The sequence below is a fragment of the Paraburkholderia sp. JPY465 genome (assembly GCF_050436725.1).
Taxonomy (GTDB): Bacteria; Pseudomonadota; Gammaproteobacteria; order Burkholderiales; family Burkholderiaceae; genus Paraburkholderia; species Paraburkholderia youngii.
Map to the genome: position 1 here is coordinate 3,718,424 of NZ_JBNDMT010000003.1, position 24,730 is coordinate 3,743,153.

20 protein-coding genes are annotated in these 24,730 nt (G+C 64.6%); 15 read left to right on the plus strand and 5 right to left on the minus strand.

Going from position 1 to position 24,730, the window contains the following annotated elements; all coding sequences use genetic code 11:
• The 3 genes from ccsB (at position 1) to msrQ (ending at position 3,123) form a co-directional block, all read left to right on the plus strand.
• Complete coding sequence (gene ccsB / locus QFZ94_RS31870; protein ID WP_429461710.1) at positions 1–1,209, plus strand: c-type cytochrome biogenesis protein CcsB; 1,209 nt, start codon at positions 1–3, stop codon at positions 1,207–1,209.
• A gap of 206 nt (positions 1,210–1,415) precedes the next feature.
• Positions 1,416–2,411, plus strand: coding sequence for a protein-methionine-sulfoxide reductase catalytic subunit MsrP (gene msrP, locus QFZ94_RS31875; protein ID WP_429461712.1), 996 nt, complete (start codon positions 1,416–1,418; stop codon positions 2,409–2,411).
• A 10-nt stretch (positions 2,412–2,421) separates the two neighbouring features.
• The gene (msrQ, locus tag QFZ94_RS31880) at positions 2,422–3,123 is read left to right on the plus strand and encodes a protein-methionine-sulfoxide reductase heme-binding subunit MsrQ (RefSeq protein ID WP_429461714.1); all 702 of its coding nucleotides are present in this window, start codon (positions 2,422–2,424) and stop codon (positions 3,121–3,123) included.
• Positions 3,124–3,245: 122 nt separating this feature from the next.
• Here the strand turns inward: msrQ and lysA are convergent, their stop codons facing one another.
• Together lysA and lptM are read right to left on the minus strand one after the other, a co-directional pair.
• A complete protein-coding gene (gene lysA, locus QFZ94_RS31885) occupies positions 3,246–4,508 on the minus strand; it encodes a diaminopimelate decarboxylase (RefSeq protein WP_429461716.1) in 1,263 nt (420 codons plus the stop codon).
• Positions 4,509–4,517: 9 nt separating this feature from the next.
• Complete coding sequence (gene lptM / locus QFZ94_RS31890) at positions 4,518–4,862, minus strand: LPS translocon maturation chaperone LptM (RefSeq protein WP_368584382.1); 345 nt, start codon at positions 4,860–4,862, stop codon at positions 4,518–4,520.
• Positions 4,863–4,897: 35 nt separating this feature from the next.
• On the opposite strand from lptM, the gene cyaY reads away from it, so the two are divergent.
• The 3 genes from cyaY to ltrA all read left to right on the plus strand — a co-directional run bounded on the left by cyaY (position 4,898) and on the right by ltrA (position 7,066).
• A complete protein-coding gene (cyaY, locus tag QFZ94_RS31895; RefSeq protein WP_176110110.1) occupies positions 4,898–5,218 on the plus strand; it encodes an iron donor protein CyaY in 321 nt (106 codons plus the stop codon).
• Between the two features lie 212 nt (positions 5,219–5,430).
• Positions 5,431–5,589, plus strand: a complete 159-nt coding sequence (locus tag QFZ94_RS31900; RefSeq protein ID WP_429456375.1) for a hypothetical protein — start codon at positions 5,431–5,433, stop codon at positions 5,587–5,589.
• A gap of 109 nt (positions 5,590–5,698) precedes the next feature.
• The gene (ltrA, locus tag QFZ94_RS31905; protein ID WP_429456418.1) at positions 5,699–7,066 is read left to right on the plus strand and encodes a group II intron reverse transcriptase/maturase; all 1,368 of its coding nucleotides are present in this window, start codon (positions 5,699–5,701) and stop codon (positions 7,064–7,066) included.
• Positions 7,067–7,173: 107 nt separating this feature from the next.
• On the opposite strand, the gene QFZ94_RS31910 is transcribed toward ltrA, so the two are convergent.
• A complete protein-coding gene (locus QFZ94_RS31910) occupies positions 7,174–9,570 on the minus strand; it encodes a penicillin-binding protein 1A (protein WP_410850214.1) in 2,397 nt (798 codons plus the stop codon).
• A 249-nt stretch (positions 9,571–9,819) separates the two neighbouring features.
• Between QFZ94_RS31910 and pilM the strand changes: the two genes are divergently transcribed.
• The 7 genes from pilM to QFZ94_RS31945 all read left to right on the plus strand — a co-directional run bounded on the left by pilM (position 9,820) and on the right by QFZ94_RS31945 (position 17,168).
• Complete coding sequence (gene pilM, locus QFZ94_RS31915; protein WP_429461719.1) at positions 9,820–10,809, plus strand: type IV pilus biogenesis protein PilM; 990 nt, start codon at positions 9,820–9,822, stop codon at positions 10,807–10,809.
• Positions 10,806–11,432 carry a fimbrial assembly protein gene (locus QFZ94_RS31920; protein WP_429461721.1) on the plus strand — a complete coding sequence of 209 codons (627 nt, stop codon included), beginning with the start codon at positions 10,806–10,808 and terminating at the stop codon, positions 11,430–11,432. Before pilM ends, QFZ94_RS31920 begins: the two co-directional genes overlap by 4 nt.
• Positions 11,429–12,355, plus strand: coding sequence for a hypothetical protein (locus QFZ94_RS31925; RefSeq protein ID WP_429461723.1), 927 nt, complete (start codon positions 11,429–11,431; stop codon positions 12,353–12,355). Before QFZ94_RS31920 ends, QFZ94_RS31925 begins: the two co-directional genes overlap by 4 nt.
• The gene (locus QFZ94_RS31930; protein WP_429461725.1) at positions 12,352–14,070 is read left to right on the plus strand and encodes a type IV pilus secretin PilQ; all 1,719 of its coding nucleotides are present in this window, start codon (positions 12,352–12,354) and stop codon (positions 14,068–14,070) included. The genes QFZ94_RS31925 and QFZ94_RS31930 overlap by 4 nt, the downstream gene beginning before the upstream one ends.
• A gap of 114 nt (positions 14,071–14,184) precedes the next feature.
• Positions 14,185–14,736: a shikimate kinase gene (locus QFZ94_RS31935; RefSeq protein ID WP_026228368.1), complete on the plus strand. Its 552-nt coding sequence runs from the start codon at positions 14,185–14,187 to the stop codon at positions 14,734–14,736.
• The gene (aroB, locus tag QFZ94_RS31940) at positions 14,736–15,821 is read left to right on the plus strand and encodes a 3-dehydroquinate synthase (RefSeq protein ID WP_368584375.1); all 1,086 of its coding nucleotides are present in this window, start codon (positions 14,736–14,738) and stop codon (positions 15,819–15,821) included. Before QFZ94_RS31935 ends, aroB begins: the two co-directional genes overlap by 1 nt.
• Before the next feature lie 159 nt (positions 15,822–15,980).
• On the plus strand, positions 15,981–17,168 hold the full coding sequence (locus QFZ94_RS31945; protein ID WP_368584400.1) for a deoxyguanosinetriphosphate triphosphohydrolase: 1,188 nt from the start codon (positions 15,981–15,983) through the stop codon (positions 17,166–17,168).
• A gap of 103 nt (positions 17,169–17,271) precedes the next feature.
• Here the strand turns inward: QFZ94_RS31945 and QFZ94_RS31950 are convergent, their stop codons facing one another.
• Together QFZ94_RS31950 and QFZ94_RS31955 are read right to left on the minus strand one after the other, a co-directional pair.
• Positions 17,272–17,652, minus strand: coding sequence for a DUF883 family protein (locus QFZ94_RS31950; protein ID WP_013090729.1), 381 nt, complete (start codon positions 17,650–17,652; stop codon positions 17,272–17,274).
• A 364-nt stretch (positions 17,653–18,016) separates the two neighbouring features.
• Positions 18,017–18,742 (minus strand): OmpW/AlkL family protein, encoded by a 726-nt coding sequence (locus QFZ94_RS31955; RefSeq protein ID WP_368584374.1) that lies wholly within the window; start codon positions 18,740–18,742, stop codon positions 18,017–18,019.
• A 187-nt stretch (positions 18,743–18,929) separates the two neighbouring features.
• Between QFZ94_RS31955 and QFZ94_RS31960 the strand changes: the two genes are divergently transcribed.
• Together QFZ94_RS31960 and QFZ94_RS31965 are read left to right on the plus strand one after the other, a co-directional pair.
• Positions 18,930–19,637 (plus strand): transposase, encoded by a 708-nt coding sequence (locus QFZ94_RS31960; protein ID WP_013090727.1) that lies wholly within the window; start codon positions 18,930–18,932, stop codon positions 19,635–19,637.
• Positions 19,638–19,988: 351 nt separating this feature from the next.
• Positions 19,989–24,692 (plus strand): glutamate synthase-related protein, encoded by a 4,704-nt coding sequence (locus QFZ94_RS31965; RefSeq protein ID WP_410850220.1) that lies wholly within the window; start codon positions 19,989–19,991, stop codon positions 24,690–24,692.
• The last annotated feature ends 38 nt before the right edge of the window (positions 24,693–24,730 follow it).

Here is a 24,730-nt window from a genome sequence, read left to right on the forward strand (position 1 = left end):
ATGGACTTGACTCAGGTTTCCTCCTCCTCCTCTGCTTCACGCGCCGACAAGGCGTTTGCGAGCAGCACGCCCGAACTCCAGCAATTCGACGAACGGCCGTTCCTGAAACGCCTGGGTATCTTTGACTGGCTGTTCGCGCTCGCGCTGGTCGGTGGCGCCGGGTTCGCGCTGTCGCGCTATTACCCGTTCATGAATTACTACGACAAACTGGTGCTGGCCTGCTCGGTGCCGGTTTTCGTGGCGCTGGGCTGGCGCTGGAAGCCGGTGCGTCCGCTGATGGTGGGAATCGCCGCGCTGTCCCTGCTTGCGATCCAGATATACCAAGGCGATCTGAGCCGCGCCGACAACGCGTTCTTCCTCAAATATTTCCTGTCGAGCCAGTCCGCGATCCTGTGGATGAGCGCGCTGTTCGTCTTCGCGACCGTGTTCTACTGGATCGCGCTGCTGTCGCGCTCGCCGACCGGCGCCGCGATCGGCTCGAAGATGACGTGGGTGGCGGTGCTGATGGGCTTCGTCGGCATGATGGTGCGGTGGTACGAGTCGTACCTGATCGGCTCGGACGTCGGCCATATTCCGATTTCGAACCTGTATGAAGTATTCGTGCTGTTCAGCCTGATCACCGCGCTGTTCTATCTGTACTACGAGCAGCACTACAACACGCGCGCGCTCGGCGCGTTTGTGCTGCTCGTGATCAGCGCGGCCGTCGGCTTCCTGATGTGGTACTCGGTCTCGCGCGACGCGCAGCAGATCCAGCCGCTCGTGCCGGCGCTGCAAAGCTGGTGGATGAAGATTCACGTGCCGGCGAACTTCATCGGCTATGGCAGTTTCGCGCTGTCGGCGATGGTCGGCGTTGCATATCTGGCGAAGGAACGCGGCGTGCTCGCGGATCGTCTCCCGGCGCTCGACGTGCTCGACGACGTGATGTACAAGTCGATAGCGGTCGGCTTCGCGTTCTTCACGATCGCGACGATTCTCGGCGCCCTGTGGGCCGCCGAAGCGTGGGGCGGCTACTGGAGCTGGGACCCCAAGGAGACGTGGGCGCTGATCGTCTGGCTGAACTACGCGGCCTGGCTGCACATGCGTCTGATGAAGGGCCTGCGCGGCGCGGTCGCCGCATGGTGGGCGCTGACCGGCCTGCTGGTCACGAGCTTCGCGTTCCTCGGCGTGAACATGTTCCTGTCGGGCTTGCATAGCTACGGCAAGCTGTAAGATCCGCCGCGCTGAACCGACTAAGAACCGCCGCGTGCTTTTGCACCGGCGGTTTTTTCATGGCGGACGGAATATTCGTCGCGCCCCGGTGTTCACCCATCGAGCACCCGAGCAGGTACCCGTGGATGACAGGCGCCCCCAAACGGGCGATCATCAATATGGCACCGCAACGCGCACGACGCGGCGGGCCGGCAAGGAGCAGCACGATGTGGATCAAGCGAAGCGACAGAATTCAACTGACCGGAGATGACATCGCGCGCAGCGAAATCGCGCCGCGGCACGTGTTCGAGAACCGCCGACGCATCCTGCAGGCAGCCGGCGCGATGGCGCTCGGCAGCCTGATCGGCGTGAGCGATGAGGCGCTCGCGACATACTCGTCCCCCGATCCGAAGGCGCAGAAGCTCGCGGCGAAAACCAACACCAGGTTCGTCGCGCTCGACAAGATCACGCCGTACAAGGACATCACCACCTACAATAATTTCTACGAGTTCGGCACCGACAAATCCGACCCCTCGCAGCACGCGGGCACGCTGCGGCCGCATCCGTGGAAGGTGAGCGTAGAGGGCGAGATTAAGAATCCGAAGGTCTACGACATCGACGACCTGCTGAAGCTCGCACCGCTCGAGGAACGTGTGTACCGGCATCGCTGCGTCGAAGGCTGGTCGATCGTGGTGCCGTGGATCGGCGTCTCGCTTTCCGAGTTAATTAAACGCGTCGAGCCGACCGGCAATGCGAAGTACGTGCAATTCATCACGCTCGCCGATCCATCGCAGATGCCCGGGCTGTCGCAGCCCATACTCGAGTGGCCGTACTCCGAAGGCCTGCGGATGGACGAAGCGATGCATCCGCTGACGCTGCTGACGATGGGCCTCTACGGCCAGGTGCTGCCGAACCAGAACGGCGCGCCGATTCGCGTCGTGGTGCCATGGAAGTACGGCTTCAAGAGCGCGAAGTCGCTGGTGAAGATCCGTTTCGTCGACAAGCAGCCGCCGACCAGCTGGAACACCTACGCATCGAACGAATATGGGTTTTATTCGAACGTGAATCCGAACGTCGATCATCCGCGCTGGAGCCAGGCGACCGAACGGCGCATCGGCGAAGACGGCTTTTTTACGCCGAAGCGCAAGACGCTGATGTTCAACGGTTACGGCGATCAGGTTGCATCGCTCTATCAAGGCATGGACCTGAAGAAGAACTTTTAAGGCGAGCGCGATGGCTTCCGATACGCAAACTGTCACCCGCAGCGCGCCAGCGACACGGCGCACGGCGCCGATGTCGGCGGCCAGGCGGCGGGCCGCGGGCAGCGCGCGCTGGGTCGTACCGGCGAAAGTCGCGGTCTTCGCCGCGGCGCTCTATCCGCTCGCACGCCTCGTGCTGTTTGGCCTGACCGACCGGCTCGGCGCGAATCCGATCGAATTCATCACGCGCTCGACGGGCCTGTGGACGCTCGTGTTCCTGTGCATCACGCTAGCGGTGACGCCGCTGCGCCGTCTGACCGGCGTCGCCGCGCTCGTGCGTTTCCGCCGGATGGTCGGGCTCTTTACGTTCTTCTACGCGACGCTGCATTTCACCACGTACCTGTGGTTCGACAAGTGGTTCGACGTGGCGGAGATTCTGAAGGACATCGGCAAGCGGCCGTTCATCACGGTGGGCTTCGCCGCGTTCGTGCTGCTGATCGCGCTTGCGGTGACGTCGCCGCGCGCAATGGTGCGCAAGCTCGGACGTCGCTGGCAGACGCTGCATCGCGCGATCTACGCGATCGGCGCGCTCGCGATCCTGCATTTCTGGTGGATGAAGGCGGGCAAGCACGATCTGCTGCTGCCGGAGATTTACGGCGCGGTGATGATTGCGCTGCTGGGATGGCGGCTGGTGGTCTGGATACGCGAGCGAAGGATGACGACGCGCCGACGGTGATTGCGCGAAACTTTCGCGTCACGCACGCGGCTGCAAAGAAAAATGGCGATGCCGAGGAGGCATCGCCATTTTTTTCGTTGCTGCGCTTTATTTACCGTTGGCTGTACAGCCAGCTCTGACGTTTACGCCGGCAGAATCGCTTCGCCCGCAAACAGCTGCCTGATCTCTTCGCGTGCGCGAACTACGTGCGCTCGTGTACCATCCACCATCACCTCGGCGGCGCGCGCACGGGTGTTGTAGTTCGAGCTCATCACGAAGCCATAGGCACCGGCCGAACGGATCGCGAGCAGATCGCCGGGTTCGACAGCGAGCAGCCGTTCGCGGCCGAGCCAGTCGCCGCTTTCGCAGACCGGGCCGACCACGTCATAGACGTGCGCAGGGACGTCGCGCTTCACGACCGGCTCGATTGCGTGATACGCGTCGTACATCGCGGGGCGTGCGAGATCGGTCATCGCCGCGTCGACGATCGCGAAGTTCTTGTCCTCGCCCGGCTTCAGAAACTCGAGACGAGTGAGCAGCACACCCGCGTTGCCGACCAGCGAGCGACCGGGCTCGAAATAGACTTCGCGGTGACCGTGGCCGCGCGCTTCGATGCGATCGAGCAACGTGCGCACGAACTCGCCGATTTCCGGCGGCGTTTCGTCGTCGTAGGTGATACCGAGGCCGCCGCCGACGTCGATATGGCGAATCGTCACGCCGTCCTGCTCGATCTGCTCCACGAGCTCCAGCACTTTGTCGATTGCGTCGAGGTAAGGCGCGACTTCGGTGATTTGCGAGCCGATATGGCAGTCGATGCCGACCACCTCGAGATTCGCCATCGCCGCGGCCGCCTGATAAGTGGCGCGTGCATCTTCGAACGCGACGCCGAACTTGTTCGTCTTCAGGCCGGTGGAAATGTACGGATGCGTTTTCGCGTCGACGTCGGGATTCACGCGCAGCGACACCGGCGCCTTCTTGCCCATCTCGCCCGCCACAGCGTTGAGGCGGTCGAGCTCGGGAATCGATTCGACGTTGAAGCATTTGACGCCCGCCGCGAGCGCGTCGCGCATTTCGCTCGCCTGCTTGCCGACGCCCGAAAACACGGTGTTTTCCGCTTTGCCGCCGGCCGCGAGCACGCGCGCGAGTTCGCCGCCCGACACGATGTCGAAGCCCGCGCCGAGGCGCGCGAATACGTTCAGCACCGCGAGATTGCTGTTGGCCTTGACGGCCACGTGCACGCTCGCGCGACGCCCGGCGCAGGCGCCCGCATAGGCGTTCCACGCCGCGGTGAGCGCGGCGCGCGAATAGACGTACAGCGGCGTGCCGAACTGCTCGGCGAGGGAAACGGCGGACACGCCTTCGGCGTGCAATACGCCGTCGACGTAGTCAAATGCGGATCGAGTCATGCGAAAGTCTTATTGAGCGGAAGGGACGGCAGAGGCGGGCAGCGGTACTGCGGGAGCCGATGCCGCCGAAGCGGGCGGCGTCTTGAGTTGGTCTTCGGGGGCGAGCGTGAGCGGCGTGCCCGAGGTGTCCGGGATCGAATCCGCGTCGGCCGCGCTGCCGGTAGCCGGTTGCGTTTGATCGGTCGACGGCGTTTGCGTGCGATGAGCCGGCGGGGCAGGCAGCGGTGGTACGGTTGGCAGATAGAGCGCGCCGCGTTGGCCGCAGCCGGTAAGCGCACATCCTGCGAGAATGGCTAAAACCGCTACAATCGCGCGGCCGGGCGCTGCCGCGCGCATCCGAGTTACGACTCGCATGACTGTCCCTGAATGAATAATCGATGGAGTTTAGCATGTCCGATAGTGATTACCTGACCCGTGCGGAAGCCGTACTGGCCGCCATCGAGAGCGCGCTCGACGACATCGACGCCGACATCGAACTCGAGCGCAGCGGCAACGTTCTGACGCTCGAATTCGAGAACCGCACGAAGATCATCGTCAACCTTCAGCCCCCGATGAGCGAGATCTGGATCGCGGCGAAGGCCGGCGGTTTCCACTTCCGTTTCGTCGACGGCGAATGGCGCGACACGCGCAGCGGCTCGGAGTTTTTCGCGGCGCTGTCGCAGTATGCGACCGAGCAGGCTGGCGAGCCGGTGCAGTTCGCCGCGCAATGAGCACGGCGCGACAAGCGCGAAGCACGAGACGCTCTCAAAACAAAACCGCCGCGTAATCAACGCGGCGGTTTTTTCTTTTCGTGCGCCCAGCATGGGCGCATTCCTGCGGGTGTAAGTCCCGCCATAAGCTGGTCACAGCGAATGAAGTGAAGCGCAACTGCACGAGGGCGACCGGATGTGGGGAGGAAGCGTGGAGCGTAAATCGCGAGCCGATGAACAAGAACCGTATAGAAGGCGCTGCCGAGCAGGGCGAGCGGGCGAAAAACCGCGAAGCTCTCGTGACCAAGGTGAAGTGGCGTAGATGCGGCGGTTGTGCGATGAAGGAGTGCGTTCTTACCTGGGGAGGCCTCGCCTCATGCCTGAAAGGGTGACGGCGTCGAGCCGGAGCGAGGAGTCAGCAGAGGCCGTAGTAGTCACAGGACAGGTCGATGAGTCCGAAGCTGGTGACGAAGGGCCAAACGGGAAGGAGTGTCCAGCGTCATGTCGATGCGACAGGTACTGCGTCAGAAGCCCGTGCAAGCGGGGCGAGCGGGAGGCACACGCGGTGAAGCTGCGTCTATGCCCGTGAGCGACGAAGCCTGTTGCCCGCGCCATGAATCCGGGGACACAGGGTCAGCGCTGCTGATGGCGGCGCTGACGAGAGAGAACCTGAAGCAGGCATTCAAACGGGTACGGGCCAACAAGGGAGCCGCTGGCGTGGACGGTCTGGACATTGACCAGACGTCGCGCCATCTGGTGACGGCGTGGCCGGCGATCCGTGAACAGTTGCTGAAGGGGACGTACCGGCCCAGCCCGGTACGGCGGGTGACGATCCCGAAACCGGACGGAAGCGAGCGCGAGCTTGGCATCCCGACGGTGACGGACCGGCTGATCCAGCAGGCGCTGCTGCAGGTGCTGCAACCGGTTCTGGACCCCACCTTCAGCGCGCACAGCTATGGTTTCCGGCCCGGACGGCGTGCGCACGATGCGGTGCTTGCCGCGCAGTCGTACGTGCAGTCGGGCCGGCGAATCGTGGTGGACGTTGATCTGGAGAAGTTCTTCGACCGGGTCAACCACGACATCCTGATCGACCGTCTACAGAAACGTATTGGGGACGCCGGGGTGATCCGGCTGATCCGGGCGTATCTGACGAGCGGCATCATGGATGGCGGTGTGGTTCAGCAGCGCGAACAGGGCACGCCGCAGGGCGGGCCGCTATCGCCGTTGCTGGCCAACGTGTTGCTCGACGAGGTGGACAAGGAACTGGAGCGGCGCGGTCACTGCTTCGCGCGCTATGCCGACGACGCGAACGTGTACGTTCGCAGTCGGCGCGCGGGCGAACGGGTGATGGCGTTGCTGCGGCGGCTGTACGGGCGACTGCGTTTGAAGGTCAACGAGACCAAAAGCGCAGTGGCCAGCGTGTTTGGACGCAAGTTCCTGGGCTACAGCTTCTGGGTGGCACCCGGACGCGAGGTCAAGCGCCGCGTGGCGGACAAACCGCTGGCGACGTTTCGGCAACGCATCCGGGAACTGACCGCTCGTTCATGCGGGCGCAGCCTGCGGGAAGTGGTGCGACAGGTACGCGCGTACCTGCTGGGCTGGAAGGCGTACTTCCGTCTGGCGCAGACACCGAAGGTCTGGCGTGAGCTGGACAAGTGGTTGCGTCACCGACTGCGCGCAATCCAGCTCAAGCAGTGGAAGCGCGGTACGACGATGTACCGCGAACTGCGCGCGATGGGCGCCGCCGTTGATGTGGCGCGACGGGTGGCGGCCAACGGCCGTCGCTGGTGGCGCAACAGCGGCAGGCTGCTAAGCAGACTGTTCACGGTGGCGTGGTTCGACCGGCTGGGTTTGCCCCGTCTCTCATGACCTCAACTTCCCGAACCGCCCGGTGCGGACCCGCATGCCGGGTGGTGTGGCAGGGGCGCAGCCCGATGGCTGCCCCCTATGCCGATTAACGGTACGTCGACGCGGCCTTAGTGCCCGCGGAACAGATTCATGATGTCCTGCTTCTCCTGCTCGCCGACCTGTTCCGGCGCGGCGGCCGCGGCGCTCGCCTGGGCGTCGAGCGTCGCCTGACTGACGCCGACCGTTGCGATGAAACCGTGGCCCGGCGTGAAATCGTCGAAATAAAGTTCCGAGCCGATTTCGCTGACGTCGTCGGGGCGTGCCATCTTGTACTCGGGCACGCCCTTCAGCGCGCGTCCCATGTACTCGATCCACACCGGCAGCGCGAGGCCGCCGCCGGTTTCCTTGTCGCCGAGGCTGCGCGGATTGTCGTAGCCGATCCACGCGATCGCGGTGAGCGTGTGCTGATAGCCGGCAAACCACGCGTCGCGCGAGTCGTTGGTCGTGCCGGTCTTGCCGGCGAGATCGGTGCGCTTGAGCACGTTGCTCTTTGCGCCGGTGCCGTGCTGCGCGACGCTTTGCAACAGACTGTTCATCACATAGGCGTTGCGCGGGTCGATCGCATACGGCGCGTTTTGGCCGGCCACGAGCGGATGCGCTTGCGCGACGACGCCGCCGCGCTGATCGGTGACTTCCGCGATCAGGTAAGGATTGATCCGGTAGCCGCCGTTGGCGAACACCGAGAACGCGCCCGCCATCTGCAGCGGCGTCACGAGGCCCGCGCCGAGCGCCATCGGCAGATAGGCGGGATGGCGGTCCGCGTCGAAGCCGAAGCGCGTGATGTATTGCTGCGCGTACTTCGGGCCGATCTGATTCAGGATGCGGATCGACACGAGATTCTTCGATTTCTGCAGCGCGGTGCGCATCGTCATCGGACCGTCGAAGCCGCCGCCGTAGTTCTTCGGTTCCCACGCCTGGCCGCCGGTTTCGGCGGCGCTGAAAAAGAGCGGCGCGTCGTTGATGATCGTCGCGGGCCCAAGGCCTTTTTCGAGCGACGCCGAATAGATGAACGGCTTGAAGCTCGAGCCCGGCTGACGCCACGCCTGCGTCACGTGATTGAACTTGTTCTTGTTGAAGTCGAAGCCGCCGACCAGCGAACGGATCGCCCCGTCCTGCGGCACCACCGAGATGAACGCGCCTTCCACCTGCGGCAATTGCGTGATCGACCAGTCGCCCTCGTCGTTCTTCACGAGCCGCACGATCGCGCCGGGCCGGATGCGCTGATTCGGCTGCGCGCGCGGGCCGAGCGCGAACTGCGCATAGCGCAGGCCATCGCCCTGAATCGTTGCGACGTTGCCGTCGATGAAGGCCGCCTGCACCTCCTTCGGGCTCGCCGCCGTGACGACGGCCGCGATGATTTCGCCGTTGTCGGGATGCTCGAGCAGCGCGTCGTCGATGGCCTGCTCGCGCTCGTCGGCGTCGGCCGGCAGATCGATGAACGCCTCCGGGCCGCGATAGCCGTGACGGCGCTCGTAGTCCATCAAGCCTTTGCGCACCGCGTGATAGGCGACGTCCTGATCGGCCGAGTCGATCGTGGTCACGACGTTCAGGCCGCGCGTGTAGGCTTCCTCGCGATATTGCGCGTACATCATCTGCCGCACCATTTCCGCGACGTATTCCGCGTGCACGCTGTACTCCTTGCCCATGCCCTTCACGACGAGCCGCTGCCGGCTCGCCTCGTCGTACTGTTCCGGAGTGATGTAGTGCAACTCGTACATGCGCTGCAGGATGTACTCCTGGCGCACCTTCGCGCGCTTCGGATTGACGACGGGGTTATACGCGGACGGCGCCTTCGGCAGACCGGCGAGCATCGCCGATTCCGCGAGCGTCAGGTCTTTCAGATCCTTGCCGAAGTACACGCGCGCGGCGCTCGCGAATCCATACGCCCGCTGACCGAGATAGATCTGATTCATGTACACCTCGAGAATCTGATCCTTGCTCAGCTTCGACTCGATCTTGTACGCGAGCAGCATCTCGTAGATCTTGCGCGTATAGGTTTTCTCGCTGGACAAAAAGAAGTTGCGCGCCACCTGCATCGTGATCGTGCTCGCGCCTTGCGTCGCATGGCCGTTGGTCAGCGCGACGATGCCGGCTCGCGCGATGCCGGTCAGGTCGACGCCGCCGTGTTCATAGAAGCGCGCGTCCTCGATCGCGAGGATCGCTTTCTTCAGGCTGTCGGGCACGTCCTGAATGTGCACGATGTCGCGCCGCTCCTCGCCGAATTCGCCGATCAGCACGTGGTCGGCCGTATAGATCCGCAGCGGCACTTTAGGTTGGTAGTCGGTCAGCGCATCGAGTGACGGCAGGTTCGGCGTTGCGACGACGAGCGCGTAGCCGAGCACCAGCGCTACGCACACGATGCCCGCCACTATCAACCCGACAAAGCCGAGGATCAGCTTCAGCCATAGCGGACGTTTGCGCTTTTTCGGCGCGGGCGGCGGAGACGTAGGAGACGTGGCTTGCATAGGAGTACCGGAAAAACAGTCCCGCGATTATAGCCGCCAGGGTTTTGCTGCTTTCGGAAGCCTTACGAATGGCGTGCAATCGGCACTCGCCAGGCGGCGCGGGAACGACTTCGCTGTAGTCCCAACTGTAGTCGCTTTGATGCCGCTCGGGGCGGCTTCGCAGCCGCGTTGGCCATTCGGCTGAATGTCGTTAGGACGCGCGTCTGCCGACAATGATCCCTCGTTATTCGCGTTCCGAGGGAGGACGGTATGGCTTATAAAAATTCATGGCTTCAGGCGGTGCGGGAGGGCCGGCAGCGTTTCGCCGCCGGCATCGACGTCGGCTCGCGAAACGTGCGTCTCGTGGTGGTGAGTCAACGCGCACGGGGTGCGCTGCATCTCGAACATATCAGCACGGTGCCGCTCGCGGCCGGCGTAATGGCGGGCGCGGAGATAGCCGATCGGCAGGCCGTTTCGCGGGCATTGCGCGATGCGTTCGCCGGCTTGCCGCGCGTATGCGCGACGCACGCGCTGCGCTGCGCGATGGCCGTGCCTTCGTCGGCCACGCTGACGACGACAGTGCCGCTCGCGCGGCTCGCCGCACAGAGCGACTGCGAGGCGGAGGACGGTGGCGTTGCGCTCGCCGGACTTGCGCCCGCGGTGATGGGCGAAGCGGAGCGTATCGCCGGGCTCGAGCGTCATGCGCTCGCGGTCGACTGGTACGTCGACGAGACGCCGTCGCCGCAGCGCTCGGTCAGGATCGCGGCGACCTCGCGTCAGCATCTGGAAGCGCGGATCGAATGCGCGGCGACCGCGGGCATTTCGTTATCCGCTATCGATGGCGAACCGCACGCGGCATTGCGCGCACTGCGCCATGCGGCGAGTCGCGAGCTCGACCCGAACGAACCATACGCGGCGGTGTGGGTCGGCACGGACGGCGTGTACGGCTGGAGTGTCGTCGATGGCGCGAACGTCGGCGAGATGCGCTATCCGGCGCCCGAGCATGCCGATCTCGCCGACGCGTTGCGCGATCTCACGCACGGGCCGGAGTTCGACTGCGCGCTGATCGGCGGCGAAATCGATCTGCTCGACGGCGTCGGCTTCTCGCTCGCCGATATCGGCGACGTGCTCGGCTGCTCGGCCCTCCCGTTCGAGTGCGCGCTGCTCGGCAGCCACGCGCGGCCGCTCGACGACGCGTTGCTGCACGAGCCGGCTGGCGCGGTCGCGTTTGGGCTCGCGTTGCGCGGGGTGCTGGAATGAGGGGCGTTCTGTCGTTTTCTTCTGGCGTGGCAGCGAGTCCCGATCGGGGTGATCAGCGTGCCGCTGTGCCGTGGCTCGGCGGCTTCAATTTGCTGCCGTATCGCCAACGCAACGCGCGACTCGCGCGGCGCCGCTGCATGCGCGACTGGGCTGTGGCGGCTTGCGTCGGTGCCGCAGGCGTGTTGCTCGTCGCCGGTTGGCAGAGCTTCGCCGCGGCGCGGTTGGATGCGCGGCGCGCTGCGATCGAACAGGCGTTGGCCCCGCTCGCCGCGAGTCTCGCGAAGCCGCTCGCGCATCTGCGGAATCTGCTCGACGCGCTGAGCTTCGAGCCCGGCGATCGCATCGTGTTGCGGCAGTTTCGGCAGCGCGAGTACGAGACCGAATTGCTGGCGACTTCGAGCGGCCATATCGCATCGGCTGAGTGGCTCAAGCGGCTCGGCGCGATCCACGGCGTGCAGGGTGCGGAGATGCGCGATTTGCGTCGGCCGACGGGGAAGGGCGGCGCGTCGACGGAACCGGCGATTGGCGGACCGGTGGAATTCGATGCGCGCCTGCGCTGGGGCGATCCGCCGCCCCGGGCGACGCACGCGTCGAGGGCCGCACGAAAGGGAGGGGCGCAATGAGCACGACCTTTTTCGAGCCGGGCGGTGCGGCGCACGGCACCGCGGTTTTGTCACGCTGGGTCAAGCGGGCGCGTATGCCGCTCGAGGCGTGGAGCTCGCGCCGTCGCTGGCTCGTCGCGGCGGCGATCGCTGCGCTCGTGTTCGGCTTCGGCGCGTACAGTTGGAACACGGCCGATCTCGCCGGTCTGGAAGCGAGCCGCGCGGCGCTCGCGCTCAGCTCGCAGCGTCTCGCGGAGGCGCGGCACGCGCTCGCACAGCTGCCGTCGCTGCGCCGGGCAGCCGCGGCGATGTCGGCCACGGTGTCGAGCGCCGTGTCGTGGAATTCCGCCGACGACGTGCGCATCGTCTCCGAACTGGCCACGCAGAGCGGCGTCGCGTTGCTCGCAGTTGAACCGGGCGCGGCGAGCGGCGAGGGCGTCGAACGCAAGCGCGAGCTGCAGTTCACCGCGCGCACGGACTTCGTCCATCTGATGGCGTTTTTTCACGGGCTCGCGCAACTGCCGGTGCTGATCGTTCCCGCCGACGTGACCGTCAAGCAGGACGGCAAAGGTCTCGCGGTGGCCGCGACGCTGCAGGTGCACGACGCGCTGCGACCGGCGCCTGAGACCCCGGCTGCGAGCGCCGGCGTAAGCACTGACGCCGACGATGACGACGAAGGCCTCGTATTCTTCGATCCGTTCGCGAAGCCGCAGATCTCCGCGAGCGGCGAGCCGGGCGATGTTTCCGAGTTGCGCCTTATTGGTCTGCTGCGCGATCGTACCCGCGGGCTCGCCCTGCTCGACACACCAGACGGCACGACGACGGTCGCGGCCGGGCAGCAACTGGGCGTCGAGCGAGTCACGCAGCTCGACGCGCTCGGCATTACGCTCGCGAACGGCGGCGCGACGCGCACCCTGACGCTGACGCAGACGGAGGCGTCATGATGCGCATACTCAAACGATGGAGCGTGGCGAGGTTGACGGGCGAACGCGAGGTCCGCGTCGTCGCCGGGCTGTGTTTTGGGCTCTACGCCGCAGCGACGCTCGGCGCGGGCGTCGCACGGGCAGCCGCGCCACCGCTGCTGCCGCCGTTGCCGACTTACGCCGCGCTCGACGATCCAGCCGCATCGACCGAGACCGCCCATGAGACAGCGCCGCTGCCGAGCGGCGGCATCGGTCAGGCAGCGAATCCGTTCGCCTACGTCTCTGCGTCAAGCGCGGCCCCGGAACCGGACACCCTCGAGCCGGCCCCGCGTGCCGCCGTCGCGCCCGACGGTTCCCCGGACGACGCCGCCAACGGCCCGAATCTGCCGCCGCCGCCAAAACAACCCGCGGCTCCGGCTCGCGACGACGGCGCCGGCACGCCCAGTCTGGAGGGCCCGCCGGTCCCGCTGCCGCCGCGGCCGCGCCTCGCCGACGCAGCGGCCGATGCCGACTCGGGCCTTCCCGCGGGCAACAAGCCGATCTCGCTGAACTTCCAGCATGCGCAACTGGGCGCGGTCCTGAAAGCGTTCGCCGAGTTCACCGGCCTGAACATTGTCGCCAGCGACAAGTTGCGCGGCGCCGTGTCGATACGGCTCGATCAGGTGCCGTGGCGCACCGCGTTCGACACGCTGCTCGACGTCAACAATCTGGCGATGGAGCGCCACGGCAACGTCATCTGGGTCGCGCCCGCCGCCGAACTCGCCGCGCGCGAACGTCAGCGCTTCGAAGCTCACGCGCGCGCCGCGGACCTCGAACCGCTCGCGAGCCGCACGTTCGAGCTGCACTACGCGCACGCCGAGGACGTGCGGCGCCTGCTGACCGGTTCCGGCACCCAGCGCGTGCTGTCCAAACGCGGCGCCGTCACCGCCGATCCGCGCACCAACCTGCTGTTCGTCACCGATCTCGCGGGGCGGCTCGAGCAGATCGCGGCGCTGATCGCCTCCGTCGACCGGCCGACTCGCCAGGTGCTGATCGAGGCTCAGATCGTCGAAGGCGACCAGGGTTTTTCGCGCAATCTTGGGGTGCGGCTGTCGCTGGCCGGCACGAGCGCGGATGGTACGTCGAGGGGGCTGACGGGAGGAACGGACGGCACCGTGTACGATCTGTCGGCCCGTCCGATCTCCGGATTCGATGCCGCGACCGCTGGCCTCACGCTATTCGCCGCGCACGCGACACGGCTGCTGAATATCGAACTCTCGGCGCTCGAATCAGAGGGACATGGGAAAATCGTGTCGAGCCCGCGGGTTGTCACGGCGGACCGGATGAAGGCGATCGTCGAGCAGGGCACCGAGCTGCCATATCAGGCGAAGGTCGGCCAGGGCGTATCTGGCGTGCAGTTTCGCCGCGCGACGCTCAAACTGGAGGTCGAGCCGCAGATCATGCCGGATGGCCGCGTAGTGCTCGATCTCGACGTCGCGAAGGACAGCGTCGGCGAGCAGACCGACGCCGGGCCCGCGATCAACACCAAGCACGTGCAAACGCGCGTCGAGGTCGAGGATGGTGGTACGGTGTCGATCGGCGGAATTTACGAGACCGATGACCGAGACGACGTCGAACGGGTGCCCATCCTCGGCAAAATACCGGTTCTGGGCGCGTTGTTCCGCCATCGGACTCATCGCGACACGCGCAGCGAACTGGCGGTTTTCATCACGCCGCGCGTGGTGCGGGAAAATTAGGGCATATAGGGCAAGCTTGCGCCGCCGTCCGTCGGCGGCGCGCAGGCTCGACAAGGCAGCCGCTTTGCCAGTAAGCTGCGGCACGAACTACACCGGATTAGCCAGAGGACACCGTTGCAAGCGCGGGACGCACACGCCAATGTTTTTTTCGTAGGGCTCATGGGGGCAGGAAAGACCACTGTGGGTCGGGCGGTTGCGCGCCGTCTCGAGCGCCCGTTCTTCGATTCCGACCATGAAATCGAGGCGCGCACGGGCGCGCGCATTCCCGTGATCTTCGAACTGGAGGGCGAAGCGGGCTTTCGCGATCGCGAAGCGAGCGTGATCTCGGAGCTGACCGCGCGCGACAATATCGTGCTCGCGACCGGGGGCGGCGCGGTGCTGCGGCCGGAAAACCGCGAAGCGCTGAAAAGCCGCGGCCTCGTGATCTATCTGCGCGCCAATCCGCATGACCTGTGGCTGCGCACGCGCCGCGACAAGAATCGTCCGCTGCTGCAAACGGAAGACCCCAAGGCGCGCCTCGAAGCGCTCTATGAAGTGCGCGACCCGCTGTACCGCGAATGCGCGCACTTTGTGATTGAAACCGGCCGGCCCTCGGTCAACGGGCTCGTCAACATGGTTCTGATGCAGCTCGAGATGGCCGGCGTCGCCAAACATCCTGCGTCATAATGGACCGTATGATTACCGTCAACGTCGAACTGGGCGAGCGCGCCTATCCCATTCATATCGGTGCCGACCTGATCGGCCGGACCGATCTGTTCAAGCCGCATATCGCCGGCAACTCAGTCACGATCGTCACCAACAGCACCGTCGATCCGCTCTACGGCGACAAGCTGCGCGCCGCGCTCGCGCCGCTGAACAAGCAGGTGTCCACGGTGGTTCTGCCGGACGGCGAAGCGCACAAGAACCTGCAGACGCTGAACCTGATCTTCGACGCGCTGCTCGGCTCGCGCGCCGACCGCAAGACCACGCTGATCGCGCTCGGCGGCGGTGTGATCGGCGACATGACCGGGTTTGCCGCCGCGTGCTACATGCGCGGCGTGCCGTTCATCCAGGTGCCGACCACGTTGCTGTCGCAGGTGGATTCGTCGGTCGGCGGCAAGACCGGCATCAACCATCCGCTCGGCAAGAACATGATCGGCGCGTTCTACCAGCCGCAGGCAGTGATCGCCGACATCGGCGTATTGCGGTCGCTGCCCGCGCGCGAACTCGCTGCGGGCATTGCGGAAGTCATCAAGACCGGCGCGATCGCCGATGCCGGTTTCTTCACCTGGATCGAGGCCAATGTCGAGGCTTTGAACCGCTGCGAGCCGGCGGCGTTGACCGAGGCGGTCAAACGTTCGTGCGAGATCAAGGCGTCGGTGGTGGCGCAGGACGAGCGCGAAGGTGGTCTGCGCGCGATCCTGAACTTCGGCCATACGTTCGGCCACGCGATCGAAGCCGGACTCGGCTATGGCGAGTGGCTGCACGGCGAGGCGGTCGGCTGCGGGATGGTGATGGCGGCGGATCTGTCCGTGCGCCTCGGCCATCTGGACGAAGCGTCGCGCAAGCGACTCGTCGACCTGGTGCTTGCCGCGCATCTGCCCGCGCGTGCTCCCGCGCTCGGCACGGATCGCTACGTCGAGCTGATGCAGATCGACAAGAAAGCAGAAGGCGGCACGATCAAGTTCATTCTGCTGAAGCGTTTCGGTGAGACACTGATCACCCGCGCGCCCGACGCCGAAGTGCATGCGACGCTGGCCGCCGCCGTCTAGATTCAACACGGCCCTGCAGCCACGCTTCACGCACCCGCGTCACGAGGCGCCGCCCATGTTTCGGAGAACCCGGTGACTGACAGGCGCAGCGACGATATCCAGCATGACGCGGCAAGCGCGCGCGCGGGCGCCGGGAACGGCGCCATCGGCGCCACGGCCATCGCCGCGGATGCCGCTGCCGCGGTGGCCGCACCCGCCGTCCCCGCGCCGACCCAGCAGGCGCTCGAAGCGCATCTCGCGCCGTACGCGGCGCATTCGAGCCAGTCGCGTGGACGTCGCTATGCGGAAACCGCGCCGAGCGCGCGCACCGAGTTTCAGCGCGACCGCGACCGCATCGTTCACTCCACCGCGTTCCGGCGGCTCGAATACAAGACTCAGGTATTCGTCAATCACGAGGGCGACCTGTTTCGCACGCGTCTTACCCATAGCCTCGAAGTTGCGCAGATCGCGCGCTCGGTCGCGCGTAACCTCCGCGTCAATGAAGATCTCGTCGAAGCGATTTCGCTCGCGCACGATCTCGGCCATACGCCGTTCGGTCACGCCGGCCAGGACGCGTTGAACGAATGCATGCGCGAGCATGGCGGCTTCGAGCACAATCTGCAGAGCCTCGCGGTCGTCGATGAACTTGAAGAGCACTACGGAGCATTCAACGGCCTGAACCTGTGTTTCGAGACGCGCGAGGGCATTCTCAAACATTGCTCGCGCGACAACGCGCGCCGGCTCGGCGAGTTGGGCGAGCGTTTTCTCGAAGGACGTCAACCGTCCCTCGAAGCGCAGATCGCCAACGTCGCTGACGAAATCGCGTACAACAATCACGATGTGGACGACGGTTTGCGCTCCGGTCTGCTGTCGCTCGAGCAACTCGCCGAAGTGGAGCTCTGGCAGACGCATTGTGAGGCGGCGCGCGGCGACTACCCGCAGATCGAAGGGCGTCGGCTGATTCACGAGACGGTGCGGCGCGTGATCAATACGCTGATTGTCGATCTGATCGAGACGACGCGGGCCAATCTCGCGCGCTACGCACCGGCGTCACTCGACGACGTGCGCGCGGCGCCCCCGCTCGTTGCGCACAGTGATGCGATCGCCGCGCAGGCCGCGGCGCTCAAGCGCTTTCTGTTCAGAAACATGTACCGCCACTATCGCGTGATGCGCATGGCCAACAAGGCACGCCGCGTCGTGGTCGGGCTGTTCGACGCGTTCACCGACGATCCGCGCCTGCTGCCGCCGGACTATCAATCGAGCGATGCGGCGCGCCAGCCACGTCTGATCGCGCATTACATCGCGGGGATGACCGATCGCTACGCGTTGAAGGAGTATCGGCGGCTGTTCGTGATCGACGATAACTAGTCGCTAGCGGCTAGCTGCGGCAAGGGGGGCAACGTTCGACCTTGCCGCATCGAAGCGGCCGTCGCGCCTCCTTGCCAGCACCCTCAAACCGCGCAAGCCAGCGTCATCGCGAACGCGACGCGAACAGCGCCCCCGCCACCAGCGCAAGCCCGCCGACGATCGCAATCGTCTGCCACGGATTCTCATGCACATAGTGATCGGCGTCCGAGATCGCGACGCCCGCGCGGTCGCGCATTGCATCGCGCGTGTCGTTCAGCCGCTCGCGCGCGGCGTCCAACTGTTTGCGCAGCCTGCCGCGCAAAGCCACGGCGTCGGCCTGCGTGCCGTCGGCCAAGGTCGATTCGAGTTCCGACAGCAGGGTGCGCAACTCGACCGCGATATCTTCGGCCGCATGGCGGCTATGGCGAGCGATGCGCCGCGCACGGCGACTCGCGCTGGTCCAGGATTCGCCGAGGGCGTCTCGCGTATTTGGAAGTGCTGTCATGGTCGCTCCGTCGATGAGTTGAAAGGCCCCGCGCATCGTCGCGCGGACACGCTATGCGCAGACGCAGTATCACGTCGCAGCGTAGGAAACGCCATCCAACGCAACTTCGATGCCAAGCGTCGCATCGCCCGTAACGTGGCAGCGCGCGCCTCGCGGCACGCTTCGCGTGGCCATAACGTTGCCAGATATTGCACGCAGGCGCGTCGCATTCGCGTCAAATTTACAAACGCCGATGCCGGATGACACTGCTATGCCGATGCCACCGCGACGCCAAACAAGAACGCCGTCATCTGCTCGATGACGGCGTACCCCAGGGCGCGAAAATTCGACTACCCTAATTCAAGCCACCTGCTGTCGCGATGCGTTAGAAACGGTAACCGATGTTGACGTAGGTGACGATCGGGTTCAGTTTGATCTTGGTTTGCGATTGCACGTTCAGCGTGCCGACGGGCGTGGTCGCTGCCGAATTGAGCTTCGCGGTCGTGCTGAGCGGCAGGTACGAGATCGACACGCCGGCGAACCAGTGTTGATTGAAGGAGTAATGGAAGCCCGCATTAAACACGGGTTCCCACGAACTATCCGTCGAGACACTGGTCGGACCATGCAGAACGTTGGCTTGGAATGAGCTGTTGGTGATGTGCTCGTCGGTGAACCAGATGCGGCTCACACCCACACCGAGATACGGCCGGAACGCAGCGGTCGGCGCGTTGAAGTAGTACTTGAACAGCAGAGTCGGGCTCCACTGTTTGGCCTGCCCGATCTTACCGAACTGCGCGAGGCTGCCCGTGCCTGACAGGTCGAAAGTAGGCGGCACGCCAATGACGAATTCGGTGGCGATGTGGTCGGTGACGAAGTATCCGGCGGTGAAGCCGATGGTGTCGGCCGAACCCAGCGAAGCGCCGGTGTTGGCTTCGGTGATGTTGGTTGGGCTGCCGCCAATGCTGGTCACGGTCAGCGGGTCGCTGCTCGATTGGGGCGCCAGGTGGAACCAGCCCGTCGTGACGTAAAAGCTGCCGGCCGATTGTGCGTGCGCTGCCGTGCTCATGCAGGCAAGCACTGCCATCCCCGTTACGGCCTGTTTTAATTTCATATGTGCTCCTCCAAAAAAGGCCCGCTCATTATGACTACAACGTTTGAAACAAACCATACGCGGCGGTTAGAGTTTTCTCCCTAAGCGCCGCGTGGTTTCTGGCTTGGCCGCATGGCGCCGAACCTTGCGCGCATGCGGATCTTCGGACCTTCGGGTATATACCAACGCGACTATTGGACACTCCAGCATGGCACGGCTTGCACGTCTTTATGTCCCCGACCAGCCGCAGCACGTCATCCTCCGCGGGCTCGATCAGCAGCCCGCCTTCGTCGACGACCAGGACTACGAGCTTTTCATCGACTGTCTGAAGGCGGCTTCCCGGGACCATCACCTTTCCATCCACGCTTACGCCTTGATGCCGGGCGCCGTGCAACTGCTCGTGACGCCCACCGAGGAGTCGAGCCTGCCCAAGGCGATGCAGGCTGTCGGGCGGCGCTACGTCGCGCACTTCAACCGGCGCTATGCGCGTCGCGGCACCTTGTGGGAGGGCCGTTACCGGGCCACGGTGATCGAAGGTGAGCGCTACTTCCTGCTGGCGAGCCGGGTGGTCGAAATGTGTCCGGTGCGCTTGCAACTGGTCAACGCGGCCGAGGACTATCGTTGGTCGAGCTATCGTCATCACATCGGCCTTACCCTCGACAGCCTGATCACGGATCACCCTCTCTACTGGTCGCTCGGCAACACGCCGTTCGAGCGACAGCGTGCTTATCGCGAACTGTGCGAGCAACCGCTCGACGAGCGCGAAGCCAGTCAGCTCCAGCAAGCCACATTGAAGGGTTGGGTACTCGGCAGCGACACTTACCGCGAGTGGGCGGCGCGCGCCGCGAACCGACGCGTGTCGCCGCTTCCGCGTGGCCGGCCACGCAAGGTGCGCGAGACGCCGCATACGCAGTGACGCGGCGACGCTTGCTACCCAGCGCCGCCGATAGAGCCGCTTTAAATCGGAATAAAGCGTTTTGCATCAAAGGACTGCATGAAGACGGCATTTCGTATGCCGTTTTCTTTTGCTTCAAATCGATGTGGCACCAATAAAAAATAGCCGCAATGCACCAATTTGATAATCGGGGGCGGATCACTACGTTTTATTTGCTATTTCCTTGATTCGTCGCGTATATTCCGATTTCCGACGCTTTTCGTCCCCGCGCAGTCTTGCTGCCAGAAGAGCGCCGTCGTGGTCGCGAAGCGCACTGCGGCAAAAAAATAATGGTTTAACGGCCTGTCCGGCCTCCTCACAGACGGTGTCCCCATGAACGACCACCAGCAACCGATTCACCCGGTTCCCGCCGCCCAAGGTCTGTACGACCCGCAAAACGAGCATGACGCTTGCGGCGTCGGCTTCGTCGCCCATATCAAGGGCCACAAGAGTCACGAAATCATCCAGCAGGGCTTGAAGATTCTCGAGAACCTCGACCACCGGGGCGCCGTCGGCGCCGATCCGCTGATGGGCGACGGCGCGGGCATCCTGATCCAGATTCCGGACGGCTTCTATCGCGAAGAGATGGCCCGCCAGGGCGTGACGCTGCCGCCCGCTGGCGAATACGGCGTCGGCATGATCTTCCTGCCGAAGGAGCACGCGTCGCGCATCGCCTGCGAACAGGAGCTCGAGCGCACGGTGAAGGCCGAAGGTCAGGTCGTGCTCGGCTGGCGCGACGTGCCGGTCGACCACGCGATGCCGATCTCGCCGACCGTGAAGGCGAGCGAGCCGCTGATCCGCCAGATCTTCATCGGCCGCGGCAAGGACATCATGGTGACCGACGCGCTCGAGCGGAAGCTGTACATCATCCGCAAGACCGCGAGCCACCGCATCCAGGCGCTGAAGCTCAAGCACGGCAAAGAATACTTCGTGCCGTCGTGTTCTGCACGCACGGTCGTCTACAAGGGTCTGCTGCTCGCGGGCCAGGTCGGCGTGTACTACCGCGACCTGCAGGACGAGCGCGTCGTGTCGGCGCTCGCCCTTGTGCACCAGCGCTTCTCGACCAACACGTTCCCGGCGTGGGAACTGGCACACCCGTACCGCATGATCGCCCACAACGGCGAAATCAACACGGTGAAAGGCAACGTCAACTGGCTGAACGCGCGTACCGGCGCGATCGCCTCGCACGTGCTCGGCGACGATCTGCCGAAGCTGTGGCCGCTGATCTATCCGGGCCAATCGGATACGGCATCGTTCGACAACTGTCTCGAACTGCTGGTGATGGCCGGCTATCCGCTCGTTCACGCGATGATGATGATGATCCCGGAAGCCTGGGAACAGCACACGCTGATGGACGAGAACCGCAAGGCGTTCTACGAATACCACGCCGCGATGATGGAACCGTGGGACGGCCCCGCCGCGATCGCGTTCACCGACGGCCGCCAGATCGGCGCGACGCTCGACCGTAACGGTCTGCGTCCGGCGCGCTACATCGTCACCGACGACGACCTCGTCATCATGGCGTCGGAAGCCGGTACGCTGCCTATTCCCGAATCGAAGATCGTCAAGAAGTGGCGTCTGCAGCCGGGCAAGATGTTCCTGATCGACATGGAGCACGGCCGCATCATCGACGACAAGGAACTGAAGGACAACCTCGCCAACGCCAAGCCGTACAAGAGCTGGATCGACGCCGTGCGCATCAAGCTCGACGAGATCGAGCCGAAGGCCGAAGACGTCGTGACGGAACGCCGCGAAGCTGCTGCGCTGCTGGATCGCCAGCAGGCGTTCGGCTACACCCAGGAAGACCTGAAGTTCCTGATGGCGCCGATGGCGCAAGCGGGTGAGGAAGCCGTCGGCTCGATGGGCAACGACTCGCCGCTCGCGGTCATGTCCAACAAGAACAAGACGCTGTACCACTACTTCAAGCAGCTGTTCGCGCAGGTCACGAACCCGCCGATCGACCCGATCCGTGAAAACATGGTGATGTCGCTCGTGTCCTTCATCGGCCCGAAGCCGAACCTGCTCGACACGAACAACATCAACCCGCCGATGCGTCTCGAAGTGTCGCAGCCGGTGCTCGACTTCAAGGACATCGCGAAGATCCGCGCGATCGATCAGTACACCGGCGGCAAGTTCAGCTCGTACGAACTGAACATCTGCTATCCGGTCGCCTGGGGCAAGGAAGGCATCGAAGCGCGTCTCGCGTCGCTGTGCGCCGAAGCCGTCGATGCGGTCAAGTCCGGCTACAACATGCTTATCGTGTCGGACCGCAAGACCGACCGCGACAACGTCGCGATTCCGGCGTTGCTCGCAACCGCCGCGATCCACACACACCTCGTGCAGCAAGGTCTGCGCACGAGCACGGGTCTGGTCGTCGAAACCGGTTCGGCGCGTGAAACGCACCACTTCGCGTTGCTCGCGGGCTATGGCGCGGAAGCCGTGCACCCCTACCTCGCGATGGAAACGCTGAGCCAGCTCGCGGCCGGCCTGAAGGGCGACCTGTCGGCTGAAAAGGCGGTCTACAACTTCACGAAGGCAGTCGGCAAGGGCCTGCAGAAGGTCATGTCGAAGATGGGCATTTCGACCTACATGTCGTACACCGGCGCGCAAATTTTCGAGGCGGTCGGTCTTGCTTCGGATCTGGTGGCGAAGTACTTCCACGGCACGTCGTCGAAGGTCGGCGGCATTGGTCTGTTCGACGTCGCGGAAGAAGCGATCCGTCTGCATCGCGAGGCGTTCGGCGACAACCCGGTTCTCGCCAACATGCTCGACGCGGGCGGCGAGTACGCATACCGCGTGCGCGGCGAAGAACACATGTGGACGCCGGATGCGATCGCCAAGCTGCAGCACTCGGCGCGCAGCAACTCGTACCAGACGTACAAGGAATACGCGCATCTGATCAACGATCAGACCAAGCGTCACATGACCTTCCGCGGCCTGTTCGAGTTCAAGTTCGATCCGACCAAGGCGATCCCGCTCGACGAAGTCGAGCCGGCGAAGGAAATCGTCAAGCGTTTCGCGACCGGCGCAATGTCGATGGGCTCGATCAGCACCGAAGCGCACGCTACGCTCGCCGTCGCGATGAACCGCATCGGTGGCAAGTCGAACACCGGTGAAGGCGGTGAAGACGCGAACCGTTATCGCAACGAACTGCGCGGCATTCCGATCAGGAACGGCGACACGATGAAGTCCGTGATCGGCGACGAAGTGGTCGTCGACATTCCGTTGAAGGAAGGCGATTCGCTGCGCTCGCGCATCAAGCAGGTCGCGTCGGGCCGCTTTGGCGTGACGGCGGAATACCTCGCATCGGCCGACCAGATCCAGATCAAGATGGCGCAAGGCGCGAAACCGGGCGAAGGCGGTCAGCTGCCGGGCCACAAGGTGTCGGACTACATCGGCAAGCTGCGTTACTCGGTGCCGGGCGTCGGCCTGATCTCGCCGCCGCCGCACCATGACATCTACTCGATCGAAGACCTGGCACAGCTCATTCACGATCTGAAGAACGTGAACGCATCGTCGAGCATCTCGGTGAAGCTTGTGTCTGAGTCGGGCGTCGGTACGGTTGCCGCCGGTGTCGCGAAGGCGAAGGCGGATCACGTCGTGATCGCCGGTCATGACGGCGGTACGGGAGCGTCGCCGCTGTCGTCGATCAAGCATGCGGGCACGCCGTGGGAACTGGGTCTCGCCGAAACGCAGCAGACGCTGGTGCTGAACCAGTTGCGCGGCCGTATCCGCGTGCAGGCCGACGGTCAGATGAAGACCGGCCGCGACGTCGTGATCGGCGCGCTGCTCGGCGCTGACGAATTCGGCTTCGCGACGGCGCCGCTCGTCGTCGAAGGCTGCATCATGATGCGCAAGTGCCATCTGAACACGTGCCCGGTGGGCGTCGCGACGCAAGATCCGGTGCTGCGTGCGAAGTTCCAAGGCCAGCCGGAACACGTCGTGAACTTCTTCTTCTTCGTTGCGGAAGAAGCGCGCGAAATCATGGCGCAACTCGGTATCCGCAAGTTCGACGACCTGATCGGCCGCGCGGAACTGCTCGACACGAAGAAGGGCATCGAGCACTGGAAGGCGAAGGGTCTCGACTTCTCGCGCGTGTTCTATCAGCCGCAAGTGCCGGCCGAAGTCGCACGCAAGCACGTCGACGTGCAGGATCACGGCCTCGACCGCGCACTCGACCACACGCTGATCGAGAAGGCGAAGGCCGCGATCGAGAAGGGCGAGCACGTGTCGTTCATCCAGCCGGTGCGCAACGTGAACCGCACGGTCGGCGCGATGCTGTCGGGCACGATCGCGAAGAAATACGGCCACGAAGGTCTCGCGGACGACGCGATCCACATCCAGCTGAAAGGCACCGCGGGTCAGAGCTTCGGCGCGTTCCTCGCAAAGGGCATCACGCTGGATCTGGTCGGCGACGGCAACGACTACGTCGGCAAGGGTCTGTCGGGTGGCCGCATCATCATCCGTCCGACCAACGATTTCCGCGGCAAGTCGGAAGAGAACATCATCTGCGGTAACACGGTGATGTACGGCGCGATCGAAGGTGAAGCCTTCTTCCGCGGCGTCGCGGGCGAGCGTTTCTGCGTGCGTAACTCGGGCGCGACGGCGGTCGTCGAAGGCACGGGCGATCACGGTTGCGAATACATGACGGGCGGCACGGTGGTCGTGCTCGGCGAGACGGGCCGCAACTTCGCGGCCGGCATGTCGGGCGGTATCGCGTACGTGTTCGATCCGGACGGCACCTTCGCGAGCAAGTGCAACAAGTCGATGGTTTCGCTCGACCCGGTGCTGCAACAGGCCGAACAGGAGCGCACGGTCGACAAGGGCGTGTGGCATCGCGACACGACCGACGAAGCGCTGCTCAAGGGGCTCATCGAGCGTCACTTCCAGTTCACGGGCTCCCCGCGCGCGAAGGCGCTGCTCGAAAACTGGGACGCGGCACGCCGTCAGTTCGTGAAGGTGTTCCCGACCGAATACAAGCGCGCTCTCGGCGAACTCGCCGCGAAGAAGGCGAACAGCGAAGTGCTCGCCGCCTGAACTGCCGTCGCAAGTCACATTTAGACGTACCCGCCGCG